Raw genomic sequence first — 15,296 nt, forward strand, 5'->3', positions numbered from 1 at the left:
GGGCATGGCCGCGGGCCGGACGTCAGGGTTCGAGCAGGCGCTGCAGTCGCAGCTCCTCGAAATCCAGTTCGGATTCTATGCGGTGCAGCACCGCGTCGTCGACCCGGCCGTCGCGATGCAGGCCGAGCAGCGCGTCGCGCGACACGCCGACCAGCTCGAGCTCGACGCGCAGCATCCGCGCGCGCACGTCCGCGGGCTCCGCGCCGTCGCGGTGCGCGCGTTCGTTGAACGCGACGCGGCTGCGGTATTCGGTCAGCAGCCGGTCGAGCGATGCGCGTTCGAGGCCGGCGCCGCGCTGCTCGCGCGCGTCGAGCTCGGCAAGCGCCGCGCCGAACGTGTGCGCGCGCACCGCATGTTCGGACATCGTGCGGCGCGCGGCCGGGCGCAGTTTCAGCACGCGGATCAGCGGCGCGAGCGTGCCGCCCTGCACGACGAGCGTCGCGATGATCAGCAGGAACGTGCTGAACAGGATCAGGTCGCGGCCCGGGAAGCTGGCGGGCAGCGCGATCGCGGCCGCGAGGCTCACCACGCCGCGCATGCCCGACCAGCCGAGCACGACGGCTTCGCGCCACGACCACGCCGCGTGGCCCGCGCGCCGCGCGCGCAGGCGGCCCGGCAGCCACATCGCGACGAACACCCACACGACGCGCGCGCCGATCGCGGCGGCCGTCGCCGGCAGCGCGACCCGCAGGCCGGCCATCAGCACCGCGCCTTCGTGGTTCACGCCCGCGAGGATCGCGTGCAGCGCGAGGCCGATCAGGATGAACACGAGCGCGTCGAGCACGAACACGATCGCTTCCCATGTCGCCTTCGCCTTGATCCGGATGTCGGCGCCGAACACGCGATGCTGGCGCACGCCGAGCACGAGGCCGCAGGTGACGACCGACAGCACGCCGGAGCCGCCGACGGCTTCCGCGATTCCGTAGCTGCCCCATGCCATCGCGAACGTCACGACGATGCCGAGCATCGGCTCGCGCAGGCGTTGCAGCACCCAGCACATCGCATGGCCGCACGCGAGGCCGACCGCGATGCCGATCAGCGTGAGCGAGAAGAACAGGCCGGTCGCGCTCGCCGCCGTGATCGACACGGCGAGCGCGGCCGACACGGCCATCTGGTACAGCAGCAGGCCCGACGCATCGTTGACGAGGCTTTCGCCTTCGAGCACCGCGACGAGCCGTGCGGGCAGCGGGTGGCGCTGCAGGATCGCCTTCGCGGCGACGGCGTCGGGCGGCGACACGATCGCGCCGAGCGTGAAGCACGCGGCCCACGGCAGCGCGGGATTCGCCGCATGCACGGCAAGCGCGACCGCGACGGTCGTGAACGCCACGGCCCCGAGCGCGAGCGACGCGATCGATGCAAGCTCCTGCCGGAATTCCTTCCACGCGGTGTAGAACCCGCTCGACATCAGCAGCGGCGGCAGCACGGCGGCGAGCAGCAGCGCCGGGTCCATGTCGGGCGCGCGCTTGCCGGCGACGGCGACCACGCAGCCGCCGAGCAGCAGCACGACGGCCGGCGGAATCGAGATTCGCTCGGCGAGCCAGGTGAGGGCGCCCGCGCCGCAGATCAACAGCAACAGGTAATGGAACAGCTCGACGTTGGTCATGCGTGGCGGGCGGCGATGGAGTGGATCAAGAAGGCTTGCGGTCGTTCGCGGCGCCGCCCGCCAGCGCGCCGAACATGTGCTGGCTGCACTTCGCGTCGCACCACGCGGCGTTCAGCCGATGGCCGGACAGCATGCGCCGCGCGACGGGCAGGATCTGTTCGCCGGCCAGCATGCCGAGCAGGCCGACGAGCGCGATGACCGGCGGCGCGGGCGAGTTCACGCCGATCGCGCCGTAGATGACCCCGGTGAGGATGCCGGCGAGCAGCGAGAGGACATACGGTTTCATGGGGGCGCCTCGTGACGGCCGAGCGGCACCGGAACGGCACCGTCAAAGTTTTGAAAGCGTATCGGGTTTGCGCGAAGAAAAAAAGAGCGGGCGAGTTCGAACCGGCGTCGTTTCCGGAAGCGGATCGATTCCATTCCTTGGATGTTCGCGCCACGCGCTTGCGGCTTAAATGTTTCGACGCGGCCGATGACGATCCGGCGCCGACGCATTCCGGGTGCCTCCCGTTTTCACGGTCGAGGCAGGCCCGGCCTTTTTCCGTTCACAGGACCCCTTCGCCATGAGCAACCCGAAACTTGAAGTGCTGACGCCGCTGATCGGCGCGATCGAGGCCGTGCATTTCCAGGTCGGCGACGCGATCCGGCAGGCGGGCGGGCACAACGCGGATTACGTCGGTGTCGAGCTGAAGTACGGGTGGTGACGGCGGCGCGCGGCCACCCGCACGCGGCATGAAAAAGGGCAGCCCAGCGGGGCTGCCCTTCGTTCGTCCGGGCCGGCGGCGTGGCCGGCCCGTTCGCGGTGACGGCGATGCCGTTACAGGTTCGGCGACAGCGCGAGCGCGTTCGTCAGGTCGCCCATCGGCTGCGCGCCGTTCGCCTTCAGCGCGTCGTCGCGCTGCTGCAGGCCCGCGAGGCGCGGCAACGAGAAGCGGCGCGTGATGAAGCGCAGGATCGAGCCCGTGTCGTACTGCGTATGGTCGACGAAACCCTTCTTCGCATACGGCGACACGATCAGCGTCGGAATGCGGGTGCCCGGGCCCCAGCGATCGGCATTCGGCGGCGTCGCATGATCCCAGAAGCCGCCGTTTTCGTCGTACGTGACGACCACGACCATGTTCTTCCATTGCGGGCCGGCCTGCAGGTGCGCGATCACGTCGGCGATGTGCTGGTCGCCGGAGGTGACGTCCGTGTAGCCCGGGTGCTCGTTCAGGTTGCCTTGCGGCTTGTAGAACGTGACCTGCGGCAGCGCGCCCGCATCGATCGCCTTGATGAACTCGGCGCCGTTCGCGCCGCCGTCGAGCAGGTGCTGCGCACGGCTCGCGGTGCCCGGCGCCTGGTTCGCGAAGTAGTTGAACGGCTGATGGTGCGGCTGGAAGTTCGGCGTCGACAGGTCGGCGCCGTAGATCACGTTCGACGTGCCGTTCTGGCTCGCCTGCAGCGCCTGGCCCCACGCGCCGGAATACCACGCCCACGACACGCCCGCGTTGGTCATCAGGTCGCCGATGTTGGTCGCCGTCTGCGGCGGCATCGTCGACGGATTGGCCGGGTCGGCGAGCAGCGGATCGCCGCCCGTGGCCGCCTTGTTGCCGCTCGGCTGATACGCCGGTTGCATCGTGTTGATGCCGTAGAAGTCGGGCGTCAGCGCGCCGTCGTTGACGAACTTCGGCGGGCCGCTCAGCGCGGAAGCCGGCGAGTTCGTCGCGACCTTCAGCGACTTGCCGTCGGCGTTCAGCACGGCGATCTTGCCGGCCGCCGGACTCTTGTCGGCGTTCGGGTAGTACGGTGCGCACGCGCAGATCAGGTACTGGTGGTTCAGGAACGACCCGCCGAACGCGCCCATGAAGAAGTTGTCGGCCAGCACGTACTGCTGCGCGATCTTCCACAGCGGCAGCTTCGACGGATCGGCCGTGTAGTGGCCCATCGTCAGGCCGCCCGCGTCGGTCCATGCGGCGTACATGTCGTTCTTGCCGCCGTTGATCTGCATCTGGTCCTGATAGAAGCGGTGCACGATGTCGCGCGTCGCGATGCTCATCGACTGATTGAAACCGTTCGGATCGTCGATCGCGAACGGTGCGTTCGGCAGGTTCGCCGTCATCGCCTCGGTCACCGCCGGCGTGATGCCGGTCGCGGTCAGGCCGCCCCAGATCTTCGGCAGCGTCGCCATCGTCGAGCCGTCGCGGTCCTTCTGCACCGAGTTCGCGGCCGTCGCGTTCTGCAGCCCGTTCGCGCCCGGGAAGTTGCCGTACAGATTGTCGAAGCTGCGGTTTTCCGCATAGATCACGACCACGTTCTTGACGGCCGACAGGCCCTGCTGCGTGACGTCGTCGCCGCCGCAGGCGGTCAGGGCGAGCGCGGCCGCGAGGGCGATCGGCGTGCAGCGAATCCAGGCGTGCTTCTTCATGCGATGTTCTCTCTCTTCGTCGTTGGTCGCGTGTGGGAACCGGGTGGCGGAAGGGCCGGCGCACGAACCTCGCGGTACCGCCCGGCTGCGCGCATTATCTGGAACCGATTTGACAGCCGAGTGTAGGGCCGCTTTCAATTGACTGTCGGTAGAACGTCATTCAACGGTCACGGAACTGACATAAGCTCCGGCCGATTGCCCACCGCTACCAGAACAACGATGCACACCCTTCTGAAATCCTTCGCGTCCGCGCGATCGCTGATCCCGGCCGCGGCGACGCTCGCGGTGGTCGGCGCGCTCGCGGCGCTCGCCGGTTGCGATGCGCGGCCCGGCACGACCGCATCGGCCGCGTCCGTCGTACCGGCGGCCCAAGCCGCTCCCGTTCCGGCGGTCGCGCCGGCCGGCCAGCCGCAGACGCGCGCGCAGGTGTTCGAGGGCGTGAAGCAGATGACGGCGCTCGGCAAGCAGTTGTTCTTCGATCCGTCGCTGTCCGGGTCCGGCAAGCTCGCTTGCGCGTCGTGCCACAGCGCCGAGCATGCGTTCGGGCCGCCGAACGCGCTGTCGGTGCAACTGGGCGGCGACGACATGCACCGTACCGGCTTTCGCGCGGTGCCGTCGCTGAAGTACCTGCGCGGCATCCCGCCGTTCAGCGAGCACTTCCACGATTCGCCGGACGAGGGTGACGAAAGCATCGACGCGGGTCCGACCGGCGGGCTGACCTGGGATGGCCGCGTCGACACGCGCGACGCGCAGGCGCGCATTCCGCTCACGTCGCCGTTCGAGATGAGCAGTTCGCCCGCACGGGTCGCGAAGGCGGTGCGCGCCGCGCCGTATGCCGACGCGTTCCGCAAGGCGTTCGGCGACCCGGTGCTCGGCGACGACCAGGCGACGTTCGATGCGGTGCTGCGCGCGCTCGACGCATTTCAGCAGCAGCCTGCGCTGTTCGATCCGTACACGAGCAAATACGACGCATATCTCGCCGGCCACGCGCAGCTCACGCCCGCGGAGCTGCATGGGCTGCAGTTGTTCAACGACGAGAAGAAGGGCAACTGCGCGAGCTGCCACATCAGCCAGCGCACGCTCGAGGGCGGCCCGCCGCAGTTCAGCGATTTCGGGCTGATCGCGATCGCGGTGCCGCGCAACCGCGCGCTGCCGGTCAATCGCGACCCGCGCTTTTACGATCTCGGCGCATGCGGCCCCGAACGCACCGACCTGAAGGGACGCGACGAATTCTGCGGGCTGTTCCGCACGCCGTCGCTGCGTAACGTCGCGCTGCGCAAGACGTTCTTCCACAACGGCGTGTATCACTCGCTCGAGGACGTGATGCGCTTCTACGTCGAACGCGACATCCATCCGGAGAAGTTCTACCCGGTCGTGCACGGCAAGGTGCAGATCTACGACGATTTGCCGAAGCGCTACTGGCCGAACATCAACCGCGAGCCGCCGTTCGACCGCAAGCGCGGCGATCGGCCGGCGCTGAATGCGGCCGAGATCAAGGACGTGATCGCGTTCCTCGGCACGCTGACTGACGGATATCAACCGACGGCCGCGTCTGCTGCGCGCTAGAAGACGGTCCTTGCGGCACGCATGCTATGCTCGCTCGCTGACGGGCGTGGCGCGCGCCGGAGGGCCGGCCCCCGGTTCGCCGGCATGCGCCGCGCCGTTCGATCGAACATCCAAGGAGAAAAAACATGTCGATGCGTGCATCCCTTTCCGTCGTCACGCGCGTGCTGGCCGGCGCCGCGTGCGCAGCCGCGATGCTGCCCGCCCATGCGCAGAACAACCTGAACTTCCTGAACGACACGCCGATCAGCTATTTCAGCAACACCGACCGCGCATCGCTCACGAAGGCGGTCGTGCAGGCCCGCGACGAAGGCAAGGACGGCGAAACCACGACGTGGCAGAGCAGCGGCCGCGGCACGCAGATCGACGCGAAGCTCACGCCGAGCACGACCGAGACGGACGGCAAGACCTGCCGCGAAATCTCGACCGAAATCACCGCGAAGGGCCAGACGATGACGCTCAAGCCCGTCTACTGCAAGACGGCCACGGGCAAGTGGCAGTTGCAGAAGCGCTGAGCACGCGCATGACGAAGCGGGGCGGCGCGCCGCGCACGGTATCGTGCGGCGTCGTGATCCTCGATGCGGGTGGCCGCGTGTTCCTCGCGCACGCGACGGACACCACGCACTGGGATATCCCGAAGGGGCAGGGCGAGCCGGGCGAGACGCCGGCCGACGCCGCGCTGCGCGAACTGCTCGAGGAAACCGGGATCGAATTCGCACCGGCGCGCTTGCTCGATCTCGGCCGCTTCGCGTACCGGCACGACAAGGGCCTGCACCTGTTCGCGGTGCAGGTGGCCGAAGGCGAGATCGATCCGGCTCAGTGCACGTGTACGTCGCTCTTTCCGAGCCGTCGCGACGGCTCGATGATTCCCGAGATGGATGCGTACCGCTGGACCGCGCCGAGCGACGTCGACACCTATGCGAGCCGCAGTCTCGCGCGGTTGTTTCGCACGAAGCTGTCGCTGGTGGAACTGCATCGGCGCTTGTCGGGCACGTGAACGGGCGCCGCAGTTTTCGTTGCCGCCGGCCGTCCTTCGGCGCACGTCCATGAAAAAACCGGCCCTCGAGCCTAATGCCGTTCAGTTAAGAACTGAACGGCATTTTTGTTTTGGGTGTTGTAAACGGTGATGGAGGCTGTTAACCTGCGTCGCCATGCTTGATGACACCCTGAATTTTCTCGCTGAAGAACAGGAGACGCCCGACTGGGCTCGTCTGGGTGAGCACTTGCCCTACGAGTGGATTGAGCAGGTGGTGGCTTACACGGGACGGGCGAGCATCCGGCAACGCCGCTTGCCCGCTGAACAGGTTGTTTGGCTGGTTATTGCGCTGGCATTGTATCGGCATCAATCGATCAGCGAGGTTGTCGACGATCTCGATCTTGCGCTACCGGATATGCAGGCGCCGTTCGTCAGCAAGAGCGCTGTCGCTCAGGCCCGGCAGCGCCTGGGCGCGCAACCACTGAAGGCGCTGTTCGAATTGTCGGCCAAGGCGTGGGCCGAGCAGGACCGCAAACAATACCTGTTCAAGGGGTTGAGCCTGTTTGCGATGGATGGCACGACGCTCAGGACGGCGGACACCCCCGAACATCGGGCTCATTTCGGCGCCCAGGTTTATGCCGGCAACACCATCGCCAGTTATCCGCAGGTCCGTGGCGTGACGCTGACTGCCGTGCCCACGCACCTGATCCGCAGCGCGGCGTTCGGTCCGTATGGCACGAACGAGATGCTATATGCCAAGGATCTGCTCGACGCCATCCCCGATGATTCGCTGACGGTATTCGACAAGGGGTTTCTATCTGCAGAAATCCTGTGTGGCTTGAGCCGCGCGGGTTCGAACCGTCACTTCCTCATCCCGGCCAAGGCCAACACCAAATGGGAAGTCATCGAGGGAACGCCTGATGATGCGGTGGTAAGCATGCGCGTGTCGCCCCAGGCACGCAAGAAATGCCCGGACCTGCCAGAGGTGTGGCAGGCGCGAGCCGTCACCCTGGTCGACTCAAGTGCCCGCAAGCGCGTACTGCTGACGTCACTGTTCGACCGAAAACGCTACACGAGCGCCGATATCGTGGCCTGCTATGCGCGCCGCTGGCAAATTGAAACCAGCTATCGAGAACTCAAGCAGACGATGATGGGCATGGCGCCGATCCTGCGCAGCCGCAGCGTTGAGGGGGTGTATCAGGAAATCTGGGGCGCGCTGATTGCCTACAACCTCGTGCGATTGGAGATTGCCAAGGCCGCGCTTGCGGTGAAGTGCGAGCCGACCGAGATTAGCTTCGTGCGCGCCTTCCACGTCATCCAGTACGAATTGCACTGGGCCGCGGTTACCCGTGCGCAGGGCAAACTCCCAGCCCTGCTGCAACGACTGCGACTACGTCTGGTCGCGCTACTCAAAGAAGAACGGCCCGCTCGAAAATTCGAGCGGGCCGTGAAGGCCGTGCCAAAACGCTATGCCGTCCGTGTCCTTAAAAAGAACCTTAACTGAACGGCATTAGGCCCTCGAGCCGGTTTTTTCATGGCAGGCAGCGGGGCGGCTTGCGAAGCCGCCCGCCGCCGCGCGGCGCAGGCCGTCAGGCCGGCTTGCCCCAGCTGTCGCGCAACCCGACGATCCGGTTGAACACCGGCTTGCCCGGCTTCGAATCGACACGGTCTGCAACAAAGTAGCCATGGCGCTCGAACTGCAGGCGCGTTTCCGGCGCGACGTCGCCGTTGCCCGGCTCGACGTACGCCTGCACGATCTTCTTCGAATCGGGGTTCAGCGCCTCGAGGAAGTTCGCGCCGCCCGCATCCGGGTGCGGCTCCTTGAACAGGCGATCGTAGATCCGCACTTCGGCCGGCTGCGCGTGCTTCGCGCTGACCCAGTGGATGTTGCCCTTGACCTTGTACGTGTTCGCGCCTTCGGTGCCCGACTTGCTGTCCGGGAAGTAGTTGCAGTGCACGGCCGTCACGTTGCCGTCGGCGTCCTTGTCGAAATCCGTGCATTCGATCACGTAGCCGTAGCGCAGGCGCACCTTGTTGCCCGGGAACAGCCGGAAATAGCCCTTCGGCGGATGCTCGACGAAATCCTCGCGCTCGATCCACAGTTCGCGCGAGATCGGGAACGTGCGCACGCCGCGGTCCGGATGGTGCGGATGCACGGGCGCCGTGCAGGCTTCCTCGAGGTCTTCCGGATAGTTGTCGATCACGAGCTTCAGCGGATCGAGCACCGCGACCGTACGCGCGGCCTTGTCGTCGAGGTCGTCGCGCAGCGCGCCTTCGAAGATGCTCATGTCGATCCACGAATCGATCTTCGTCACGCCGATCCGCTCGCAGAACAGGTGAATGCTCTCCGGCGTGAAGCCGCGGCGGCGCACGCCGACGATCGTCGGCATGCGCGGGTCGTCCCAGCCGTCGACGTGGCCTTCGGTGACGAGCTGCAGCAGCTTGCGCTTGCTGGTGATCGCGTACGTGAGGTTCAGCCGCGAGAATTCGATCTGTTGCGGCAGCGGGCGCGTGAACACGCCGGCTTCCGCGAGTTCGTTCAACACCCAGTCGTACAGCGGGCGATGATCCTCGAATTCGAGCGTGCACAGCGAGTGCGTGATGCCTTCGAGCGCATCCGAGATGCAGTGCGTGTAGTCGTACATCGGATACACGCACCATGCGTCGCCGGTGCGGTAGTGGTGCGCGTAGCGGATCCGGTAGATCACCGGGTCGCGCATGTTCATGTTCGGCGACGCCATGTCGATCTTCGCGCGCAGCACGTGCTCGCCTTCCTTGAACTCGCCCGCCTTCATGCGGCGGAACAGGTCGAGGTTTTCCGCCGGCGTGCGGTCGCGGAACGGCGACGGCTTGCCGCCTTCGGTCAGCGAGCCGCGGTTCGCGCGCATTTCGTCGGCGCTCTGGCTGTCGACGTACGCCTTGCCGCGCTGGATCAGCAGCTCGGCGAATTCGTACAGCTTGTCGTAGTAGTCGCTCGCGAAATACTGATGATCGACGGCATCCTTGCGCCAGTCGAAACCGAGCCAGCGCACCGCGTCGACGATCGAGTCGACGTATTCGACGCTTTCCTTTTCCGGGTTCGTGTCGTCGAAGCGCAGGTGGCACACGCCGCCGTAGTCGCGCGCGACGCTGAAGTTCAGGCAGATGCTCTTCGCGTGGCCGATGTGCAGATAGCCGTTCGGCTCGGGCGGGAAGCGCGTCTCGACGCGCCCGCCCCATTTGCCGGTGCGGTTGTCGTCGTCGATGATGTTGCGGATGAAATTGGAAGCCGCGGGGGCGTCGTTGCGTTCGGTGCTCATGCGGTTGGCGTCAGGGTTGTGTCGGCGCGTCGCGCCGGTTTAATCCTGTAATTCTACCTGACCGGGGTCCGTCCCGCGCGGCCTGCGGGTCGGGCGCGGTCCGTTCGCGACGTGTATCCCAATATATCGAGTGTGTGTCGGCTGTAACACGACGTAAATCGGATTGCCGACGTCGTTCGGCGTTTCCTATGATGCCTTCACCGAGTCAATGCCGCCATTCGCAACTTTTGCGGGGCGGGAGGAAACCAACAACCATGATGAAGAAGACCACTTTTCTCGTTCGTACCGCGGTGATCGTCGCGGTCCTGTCGCAACTCGGCGCATGCGCGATGACGCATACGCAGCGCAATGCCGGTATCGGCGCGGCCGCGGGCGGCGCGCTCGGCTACCTGATCACGGGCGGCCCGGTCGGCACGGTGGCCGGCGCGGCGGCAGGCGGCCTGGTCGGCGCCGGCGTACGCTGATTCACGCCGGCGGGCGCCCGCGACGCGGGCTCACCCGACCGCCGGCCCGGTCGTGACGCCTGCCTGAGCGCGTCACGACCCGCTTGAAGGTCATGCACATCCCCCGGATTTTGACAGGCACCATCAGGGAGAGGCGGGTGTGCGACACTGCGTCGACGCTACAACACGATTCCATTCGTCGACGAATCCCTCCATGACCGACCCCGTCGTTTTCGTCTTGCCGGGCTACGCCAATTCGGGCCCGCTTCACTGGCAGAGCCGCTGGGAGCGCGCCGATCCGCGTTTCGTGCGGATTGCGATGCCTGACTGGGATCACGCTTTCCGCAACGGCTGGTGTCTCGCGCTCGACCGGGCGGTCGAAGCCGCGCGCGGGCCCGTGCTGATCGCCGGCCACAGCCTCGGTACGCTGACCACGGCGTGGTGGGCGACCCGCTACGCGCGGCCGGCCGCGCTCGCGAAAGTGCGCGGCGCGCTGCTCGTCGCGTTGCCCGATCCGGCCGGGCCGGCGTTTCCGGTCGACGCGCACGGGTTCGGCCCGGTCCCGCACGAGCGGCTGCCGTTTCCGACCTGCGTGGTCGCGAGCAGCGACGATCCGTACGGTTCGCTCGCGTTCGCACGCGGCTGCGCGAACGCGTGGGGCAGCACGTTCCGTGACCTCGGCCCGCGCGGCCACATCAACGCGGACAGCGGGCTCGGCGACTGGCCGCAAGCGCGCGGCTGGCTCGATGCGCTGGCGCGCTGACCCGTCGACTCCGTCAATCTCGTTGGTTCGCGTGGCGCGTTCGATCGGCGTATCGGTCGCAGGCGATCGCCTGATACGCCGCCGCGCGCGCCCCGCAGCCACCGCGAGGCCATCGCGAGGCCGCCGCTCGAACCGCGCTCAGATCGCCTGCTTCGCCTTCAACGCGGCGATCCGCACATCGTCGTAGCCGAGCATGTCGCGCAGTACGTCTTCCGTCTGCGCGCCGAGCAGCGGCGGGGCCGTGCGCGCGTCGGGCGGCGTCGCGCTCATCCGGATCGGGTTGCGCACGAGCTTCACGTCCGCGCCGCACGGATGCGGCAGCGATACCTGCATCCCGCGCGCAACCACCTGCTCGTTGTCGAACACCTCGTCGAGTTCGTTGATCGGCCCGCACGGCACGCCGGCCGCTTCGAGCGCGCCGATCCAGTCGGCCTTGTCGCGCGCCTTCACCATCTCCGCGAGGATCGGCACCAGCGTGTCGCGGTGACGCACGCGCGACGGGTTCGTCGCGAAGCGCTCGTCGTCGGCCAGCTCGGCCCGGCCGCCCGCCTCGACGAACTTGCGGAACTGCCCGTCGTTGCCGACCGCGACGATGATCCAGCCGTCGCGCGTCTGGAACGTCTGGTACGGCACGATGTTCGGATGCGCGTTGCCCCAGCGCACCGGCGGCTTGCCGCTCGCGAGGAAGTTGGTGTTCATGTTCGCGAGCAGCGCGACCTGCACGTCGAGCAGCGCCATGTCGATGTACTGGCCTTCGCCCGTGCGGTCGCGGTGCGCGAGCGCGGCGAGCACGGCGATCGTCGAATAGAGGCCGGTCGCGAGATCGGCGATCGCGACGCCGGCTTTCTGCGGGCCGCCGCCCGGTTCGCCGTCGCGCTCGCCGGTGATGCTCATGAAGCCGCCGATCCCCTGCACGATGAAGTCGTAGCCCGCGCGATGCGCGTACGGCCCCGTCTGGCCGAAGCCGGTGACCGAGCAGTAGACGAGGTCGGGCTTCACCGCGCGCAGCGATTCATAGTCGAGCCCGTATTTCTTCAACTGGCCGACCTTGTAGTTCTCGAGCACGACGTCGCTTTGCGCGGCGAGCTCGCGCACGATCCGCTGCCCGTCGGGCGTCGCGATGTCGATCGTCACCGAGCGCTTGTTGCGGTTCGCCGCGAGATAGTAAGCGGCTTCGGCGGTATCCGCGCCGTCCGCGTCCTTCAGGTACGGCGGCCCCCAGTGGCGCGTGTCGTCGCCGGCGCCCGGGCGTTCGACCTTGATCACGTCCGCGCCGAAATCGGCGAGGGTCTGCGCGCACCACGGGCCCGCGAGCACGCGGGTCAGGTCCAGCACGCGGATATGGCTCAGGGCACCCATCGTCGAATCGTCTCCTTTCATGGCGGGCCTGCGTTGTCGGGCAAGGCCGATTGGCATCCCGAGCATCTTAAGGCGAATCGGCCGCGCGGGTGGCCCAGGCCGGTCGTCCGGATAGCCGGGCCGCCTTGCCCGCGCTTTGCCCGGAAGCCGGCCCCGATCCCGTATAATCGATCGTTTCCGAATCCATGCCGCCGTGCGCCCCGCCTGGGGCGCCGGCGTTTGAAGCCGTCTTTGCCAGACTGTCCCCGCACGCCATGAAAGCTGCCGAAATCCGCGAGAAATTCCTCAAATTCTTCGAATCGAAGGGCCACACGATCGTCCGCTCGTCGAGCCTCGTGCCCGGTAACGACCCCACGCTGATGTTCACGAACTCGGGCATGGTCCAGTTCAAGGACGTTTTCCTCGGCACGGACCCGCGCCCGTACTCGCGCGCCACGACGGCGCAGCGCAGCGTGCGCGCGGGCGGCAAGCACAACGACCTCGAGAACGTCGGCTACACGGCGCGCCACCACACGTTCTTCGAGATGCTCGGCAACTTCTCGTTCGGCGACTACTTCAAGCACGACGCGATCAAGTTCGCGTGGGAGCTGCTGACCACGGTCTACCAGCTGCCGAAGGACAAGCTGTGGGTGACCGTCTACCAGGAAGACGACGAAGCGTACGACATCTGGGCGAAGGAAGTCGGCGTGCCGACCGAGCGGATCATCCGGATCGGCGACAACAAGGGCGCGCGCTACGCGTCGGACAACTTCTGGACGATGGGCGACACCGGCCCGTGCGGCCCGTGCACCGAAATCTTCTACGATCACGGCCCGGACGTGTGGGGCGGCCCGCCGGGGTCGCCCGAAGAAGACGGCGACCGCTACATCGAGATCTGGAACCTCGTGTTCATGCAGTTCAACCGCGATGCGCAGGGCAACATGACGCGCCTGCCGAAGCAGTCGGTCGACACCGGCATGGGCCTCGAGCGTCTCGCCGCGGTGCTGCAGCACGTGCACAGCAACTACGAGATCGACCTGTTCCAGAACCTGATCAAGGCCGCCGCGCGCGTGACCGAGATCAGCGACCTCACGAACAACTCGCTGAAGGTGATCGCCGATCACATCCGCGCATGCTCGTTCCTGATCGTCGACGGCGTGATCCCCGGCAACGAAGGCCGCGGCTACGTGCTGCGCCGGATCGTGCGCCGCGCGATCCGCCATGGCTACAAGCTGGGCCGCAAGGGCGCGTTCTTCCACAAGCTGGTGGCCGACCTCGTCGCCGAGATGGGCACCGCCTATCCGGAACTGAAGGAAGCGGAGCAGCGCGTGACCGACGTGCTGCGCCAGGAAGAAGAGCGCTTCTTCGAAACCATCGAGCACGGGATGTCGATCCTCGAAGCCGCGCTGGCCGACGTCGACGCGAAGGGCGGCAAGGTGCTCGACGGCGAGCTCGCGTTCAAGCTGCACGATACCTACGGCTTCCCGCTGGACCTGACGGCCGACGTGTGCCGCGAGCGCGGGATGACCGTCGACGAGCCGGCCTTCGACGACGCGATGGCGCGCCAGCGCGAGCAGGCGCGCGCGGCCGGCAAGTTCAAGGCCACGCAGGGCCTCGAATACTCGGGCGCGAAAACCACGTTCCACGGTTACGAGGAAATCGCGTTCGACGACGCGAAGGTCGTCGCGCTGTACGTCGACGGCTCGGCCGTCAACGAAGTGAAGGCCGGCCAGGACGCGGTCGTCGTGCTCGACCACACGCCGTTCTATGCGGAATCGGGCGGCCAGGTCGGCGACCAGGGCGTGCTCGCGAACGCCGCGACGCGCTTCGCTGTGGCCGACACGCTGAAGGTGCAGGCCGACGTGATCGGTCATCACGGCACGCTCGAGCAGGGCACGCTCAAGGTCGGCGACGTCCTGCGCGCGGAAATCGACGCGCACCGCCGCGCCCGCACGCAGCGCAACCACTCGGCCACTCACCTGATGCACAAGGCGCTGCGTGAAGTGCTCGGCGCGCACGTGCAGCAGAAGGGTTCGCTCGTCGACGCGGACAAGACCCGTTTCGACTTCGCGCACAACGCACCGATGACCGATGACGAAATCCGTCGCGTCGAGCAGATCGTCAACGACGAAATCCTCGCGAACGCGCCGGGCATCGTGCGCGTGATGCCGTACGACGAAGCGGTGAAGGGCGGCGCGATGGCGCTGTTCGGCGAGAAGTACGGCGACGAAGTGCGCGTGCTCGACCTCGGCTTCTCGCGCGAACTGTGCGGCGGCACGCACGTGCATCGCACCGGCGATATCGGCCTGTTCAAGATCGTCGTCGAAGGCGGCGTCGCGGCCGGCATCCGCCGCGTCGAGGCGATCACCGGCGACAACGCGGTGCGCTACGTGCAGGAACTCGACGCACGTGTGAACGAAGCCGCGGCCGCGCTGAAGGCGCAGCCGTCGGAACTCACGCAGCGGATCGCGCAGGTGCAGGAGCAGGTGAAGTCGCTCGAGAAGGAACTGGGCGCGCTGAAGTCGAAGCTCGCGTCGAGCCAGGGCGACGAGCTCGCGCAGCAGGCCGTCGAAATCGGCGGCGTGTACGTGCTGGCCGCGACGCTCGACGGTGCGGACGCTAAGACGCTGCGCGAAACGGTCGACAAGCTGAAGGACAAGCTGAAGCGCGCGGCGATCGTGCTGGCGGCCGTCGAAGGCGGCAAGGTCAGCCTGATCGCGGGCGTCACGCCGGACGCGAGCAAGAAGGTCAAGGCCGGCGAACTCGTGAACTTCGTCGCGCAGCAAGTGGGCGGCAAGGGCGGTGGCCGTCCGGACATGGCGCAGGCGGGCGGCACCGAGCCGGCGAACCTGCCGGGCGCGCTGGCCGGCGTGAAGGGCTGGGTCGAAGAACGGCTCTGATCGTTGC

Annotated in this window: 13 protein-coding genes; 8 read left to right on the forward strand and 5 right to left on the reverse strand. The window is 67.2% G+C overall.

Features of this window, described 5'->3' with window-relative positions; all coding sequences use genetic code 11:
* Positions 1-22: 22 nt before the first annotated feature.
* Together CFB89_RS06720 and CFB89_RS06725 are read right to left on the reverse strand one after the other, a co-directional pair.
* Complete coding sequence (locus CFB89_RS06720) at positions 23-1,603, reverse strand: sodium:proton antiporter (protein ID WP_089467220.1); 1,581 nt, start codon at positions 1,601-1,603, stop codon at positions 23-25.
* A gap of 25 nt (positions 1,604-1,628) precedes the next feature.
* Positions 1,629-1,889: a XapX domain-containing protein gene (locus CFB89_RS06725; RefSeq protein ID WP_089467221.1), complete on the reverse strand. Its 261-nt coding sequence runs from the start codon at positions 1,887-1,889 to the stop codon at positions 1,629-1,631.
* 277 nt (positions 1,890-2,166) lie between these two features.
* Between CFB89_RS06725 and CFB89_RS34800 the strand changes: the two genes are divergently transcribed.
* Entirely contained in the window at positions 2,167-2,307 is a 141-nt protein-coding gene (locus CFB89_RS34800) for a hypothetical protein (RefSeq protein WP_179233364.1), read from the forward strand.
* Positions 2,308-2,420: 113 nt separating this feature from the next.
* Here CFB89_RS34800 and CFB89_RS06730 read toward each other — a convergent pair whose 3' ends face one another.
* Positions 2,421-4,007 (reverse strand): acid phosphatase, encoded by a 1,587-nt coding sequence (locus tag CFB89_RS06730; protein WP_089467222.1) that lies wholly within the window; start codon positions 4,005-4,007, stop codon positions 2,421-2,423.
* A 219-nt stretch (positions 4,008-4,226) separates the two neighbouring features.
* Here CFB89_RS06730 and CFB89_RS06735 point away from each other — a divergent pair, with 219 nt between their 5' ends.
* The 4 genes from CFB89_RS06735 (at position 4,227) to CFB89_RS06750 (ending at position 8,050) form a co-directional block, all read left to right on the forward strand.
* The gene (locus CFB89_RS06735) at positions 4,227-5,573 is read left to right on the forward strand and encodes a cytochrome-c peroxidase (RefSeq protein WP_089467223.1); all 1,347 of its coding nucleotides are present in this window, start codon (positions 4,227-4,229) and stop codon (positions 5,571-5,573) included.
* A gap of 125 nt (positions 5,574-5,698) precedes the next feature.
* Positions 5,699-6,085, forward strand: a complete 387-nt coding sequence (locus tag CFB89_RS06740; RefSeq protein WP_089467224.1) for a hypothetical protein — start codon at positions 5,699-5,701, stop codon at positions 6,083-6,085.
* Positions 6,086-6,093: 8 nt separating this feature from the next.
* The gene (locus tag CFB89_RS06745; RefSeq protein ID WP_089467225.1) at positions 6,094-6,567 is read left to right on the forward strand and encodes an NUDIX hydrolase; all 474 of its coding nucleotides are present in this window, start codon (positions 6,094-6,096) and stop codon (positions 6,565-6,567) included.
* Between the two features lie 154 nt (positions 6,568-6,721).
* On the forward strand, positions 6,722-8,050 hold the full coding sequence (locus CFB89_RS06750) for an IS4 family transposase (RefSeq protein ID WP_089466718.1): 1,329 nt from the start codon (positions 6,722-6,724) through the stop codon (positions 8,048-8,050).
* 85 nt (positions 8,051-8,135) lie between these two features.
* Here CFB89_RS06750 and CFB89_RS06755 read toward each other — a convergent pair whose 3' ends face one another.
* Positions 8,136-9,845 carry a glutamine--tRNA ligase/YqeY domain fusion protein gene (locus tag CFB89_RS06755; RefSeq protein WP_089467226.1) on the reverse strand — a complete coding sequence of 570 codons (1,710 nt, stop codon included), beginning with the start codon at positions 9,843-9,845 and terminating at the stop codon, positions 8,136-8,138.
* 254 nt (positions 9,846-10,099) lie between these two features.
* Between CFB89_RS06755 and CFB89_RS06760 the strand changes: the two genes are divergently transcribed.
* Positions 10,100-10,309, forward strand: coding sequence for an ornithine acetyltransferase (locus CFB89_RS06760; RefSeq protein WP_011656605.1), 210 nt, complete (start codon positions 10,100-10,102; stop codon positions 10,307-10,309).
* 193 nt (positions 10,310-10,502) lie between these two features.
* Positions 10,503-11,051 (forward strand): alpha/beta hydrolase, encoded by a 549-nt coding sequence (locus CFB89_RS06765; protein WP_089467227.1) that lies wholly within the window; start codon positions 10,503-10,505, stop codon positions 11,049-11,051.
* A 138-nt stretch (positions 11,052-11,189) separates the two neighbouring features.
* On the opposite strand, the gene CFB89_RS06770 is transcribed toward CFB89_RS06765, so the two are convergent.
* The gene (locus tag CFB89_RS06770; protein WP_089467228.1) at positions 11,190-12,410 is read right to left on the reverse strand and encodes a CaiB/BaiF CoA-transferase family protein; all 1,221 of its coding nucleotides are present in this window, start codon (positions 12,408-12,410) and stop codon (positions 11,190-11,192) included.
* Between the two features lie 254 nt (positions 12,411-12,664).
* Here CFB89_RS06770 and alaS point away from each other — a divergent pair, with 254 nt between their 5' ends.
* Entirely contained in the window at positions 12,665-15,289 is a 2,625-nt protein-coding gene (gene alaS / locus CFB89_RS06780) for an alanine--tRNA ligase (protein ID WP_089467229.1), read from the forward strand.
* The last annotated feature ends 7 nt before the right edge of the window (positions 15,290-15,296 follow it).

It is taken from the genome of Burkholderia sp. AU16741 (genome assembly GCF_002223345.1).
Classification (GTDB): domain Bacteria; phylum Pseudomonadota; class Gammaproteobacteria; order Burkholderiales; family Burkholderiaceae; genus Burkholderia; species Burkholderia sola.